This window comes from Acidobacteriota bacterium (genome assembly GCA_034211275.1).
In the GTDB taxonomy this organism is placed as follows: domain Bacteria; phylum Acidobacteriota; class Thermoanaerobaculia; order Multivoradales; family JAHZIX01; genus JAGQSE01.
Map to the genome: position 1 here is coordinate 1 of JAXHTF010000328.1, position 3,325 is coordinate 3,325.

The following is a 3,325-nucleotide window of genomic DNA, read 5'->3' on the forward strand; positions in this document are numbered from 1 at the left end:
CGCACCGACTCGTGGGACAGCAGCGCCGACTCCACCTCGCCCAGCTCGATGCGGAAGCCCCGCACCTTCACCTGGTGGTCGAAGCGGCCCAGGAACTCCAGCTCCCCATCGCCCCGCCAGCGCACCCGGTCGCCGGTCCGGTACAGCCGGGCGCCCGACTCCCCGCTGAACGAATCCACCACCCAGCGCTCCGCCGTCAGCCCCGGCCGGCCCAGGTAGCCCCGGGCCAGTCCGGCACCGCCCAGCCACAGCTCCCCGGGTACTCCCAGCGGCACTTCCTGGCCCGACCGGTCCACAACGTAAGCCCGGCCTCCGGACACCGGACGTCCGATGGACGGCATCCGGTCCTCCCCTTCCGGCACTCGCCCGAAGGTCGAATACGTCGTGTCCTCCGACGGACCGTAGAGATTCCACACACCGCTCACCGAAGGCTGCGCGTACAGACGCTCCACCAGCTCCCGCGGCAACGCCTCGCCCGCCAGGTTCACCGTCGCCACCGACGACGGCCAATCCCCCAGCTCCAGCAGCTGCCGCGCCGCCGAAGGCACCGTGTTGAGCAGCGTCACCGCCGTTCCCGACACGGCCTCCTCCGCCGCCTCCGGCAGACCCAGCGCATCCGCTACCAGATGCACCGTGCCTCCCACCGACAGCGGCACGAAGAGCTCGAACACCGACAGATCGAAGCACACCGACGTCGCCGCCAGCACTCCCGCCAGCTGCTCCCGGCGGAACGCCGAAGCGGCCCAGCGCACCATGCTCAAGGCGTTGCGGTGCTCGATGGCCACGCCCTTGGGACGACCCGTCGAGCCGGAGGTGTAGATCACATAGGCCAGCTGCCGCGGATCGACGGACACCGAGCCCTGCTCCGCCAGCGCCTCCGCGGCACCGGCCTCCGGCGCAACCTCCGGCGCCACCGTCTCGACGCCTTCCAGCACCGGTAGACGCTGCGCCGAAGCCTCGTCGGTGATCACCCACCGGCAACCCGAATCCTCCAGCATGAAGGCCAGACGATCTTCCGGATAGGCCGGATCCAGCGGCACGTAGGTGCCGCCGGCGGCGAGTACCGCCAGCACCGACACCACCAGGTTGGGACTGCGCTCGAGGCAGATGCCCACCGGGCTCTCCGCCGCCACTCCCCGGCGCTGCAGCTCCGCCGCCAGCGCGCCGCTGCGCGCCGCCAGCTCGCCGTAGGACAGCACTTCGCCGCTCCACACCAGCGCCGGCGCCGCGGGCTCCTCCGCCGCCCGGCGCAGGAACGGTTCCACCAACGAGGTATCGGTCCCCGCCGGCACCGCTCCGCCGTGCCATTCGTGGCGCAGCTGATGGCGCTCCGCCGGGCTCAACAGCGACAGGTCCGTCAGCCGCCGCTCGGGCTCCGCCACGGCGCTCTCCAAGAGCGCCTGGAAGTGTCCCAGCATCCGCTCCATGGTGCTGCCATCCCACAGCGCCGACACGTATTCCACCGTGCAGCTGAGGTCCTCCGCGGTGTCCTGGACCGCAAAGCTGAGATCGAATTTGGCCATCCCCAGCTGTTCCTCGAAGGGCTCCAACCGGACTTCCGGCAGGTCCAGAGCCTGGCGGCCTTCGGTCTCGACGCTGAACAGCACCTGGAAGAGCGGCGAATGTTCCAAGTCGCGCTCCGGCTGCAGCTCCTCCACCAGCCGCTCGAAGGGAACCTCCTGGTGTCCGTGGGCACCGAGGGCCGTTTCCCGAACCCGCGCCAGATGGTCGAGGAAGGTCGGGTCGTCCTCCATCCGTCCGCGCAGCACCAGGGTGTTGACGAAGAAGCCGATGAGACTCTCCGTCTCCAGGTAATTGCGACCGGCGATGGGAGTACCGATGGTCAGGTCGTCCTGGCCGGAGTACCGGGCCAACAACCACTCGAGGGCGGCCAGCATGGTCATGAACAGGGTCACCTGCTGCCCGCGGCCGAGGGCGTGGATCTCCCGCGTCAGGGATTCCGGCAGGATGATCGTTCGGCTGGCCGCCAGCGGCTCGAGGTCCGGATGGCGGGGATGGTCGGTGGGCAGATCGAGCACCGGTGGGGCGCCTTCTAGCTGCTCGCGCCAATAGCCAAGCTCCTCGTCGAGCACCTCGCCCTGGAGCCAGCCGCGTTGCCACACGGCGAAATCGGCGTATTGAATCGGCAGCTCCGGCAGATCCGGCTCATCGCCCTCGAGGGCGCTGAGGTAGAGCTCCGAAACTTCCTCCACCAACACGTTGAGGGACCAACCGTCGCTAACGATGTGGTGCATGTTGAAGAGCACCGCCGAAACCTGCTCTTCGAGCCGCACCAGGCAGGCTCGCATCAGTGGCCCGTGAACCAGATCGAAGGGTCTCTGGCCGTCGACGCTCGCCAGCCGCAGCACTTCCTGCTCCCGCGCATCGGGGGCGAGGCCGACGAGGTCCACCACCGGCAGCATCCGGTCCCGGGGCTCGTCGATGATCTGCACCGGGCGGCCATCCACCTCGCCGAAACGGGTGCGCAAGGTCTCGTGACGGTGCTGGATGCGATTCAGGCTCGACTCCACCAGCCGTTGATCCAGCGGCCCCTCGGCACGTAGCGGCAGAGGAATGTTGTAGGCCGCGGCATCGGGCTCCAGCTGCTCCAGGAACCACATGCGCCGTTGGGCGAAGGAGAGGGGGAGGTCCTGATCTCGCGGCACCGGCTCCATCGGCGGAGCACCCTGGCCCGCCGCGCGGCGCCCCAGCTCGACTTCCCGCGCCAGCTCCGCCACCGTCGGAGCCTCGAACAGAGCCCGCAGTGGAATGGGAGCTCCGAAGGCGGCACGCAGACGCGACATCACCTGGGTCGCCAGCAGCGAGTGGCCACCGAGGTCGAAGAAGCCATCTGTCACGCCCACCCGATCCAGATCCAGCACCTGTGCCCAGATCTCCGACACCAGCGCCTCGGTCTGGTTGCGCGGTGCCACGTAGCGACCCGCCTGCTCCGGACGCACACCCGCCGGTTCCGGCAGAGCCTTGCGGTCCACCTTGCCGTTGGGCGTGCGCGGCAACGAAGCCATCTCCAGGATCTCCGACGGGACCATGTAGTCCGGCAGACGATCCCGCAGCTGCGTCTTCAGCGCCTGCACCAAGCGCGGGTCATGCCCCTCGTCGCCCTCCGGCTCTTCCCGACCTGTCTCCACATAAGCCACCAGCCGCTGCGAGCTACCCACGCCCCACGCCGCCACCACCGCGTCCCGCACCGACTCGTGGGACAGCAGCGCCGACTCCACCTCGCCCAGCTCGATGCGGAAGCCCCGCACCTTCACCTGGTGGTCGAAGCGGCCCAGGAACTCCAGCTCCCCATCGCCCCGCCAGC

General features: G+C 69.3%; 1 protein-coding gene. It reads right to left on the reverse strand.

All coding sequences use genetic code 11. The annotated features are described in order from the left end of the window. The coding region (locus tag SX243_25595; GenBank protein ID MDY7096364.1) for an amino acid adenylation domain-containing protein at positions 1–3,325 on the reverse strand (3,325 nt) is incomplete at both ends.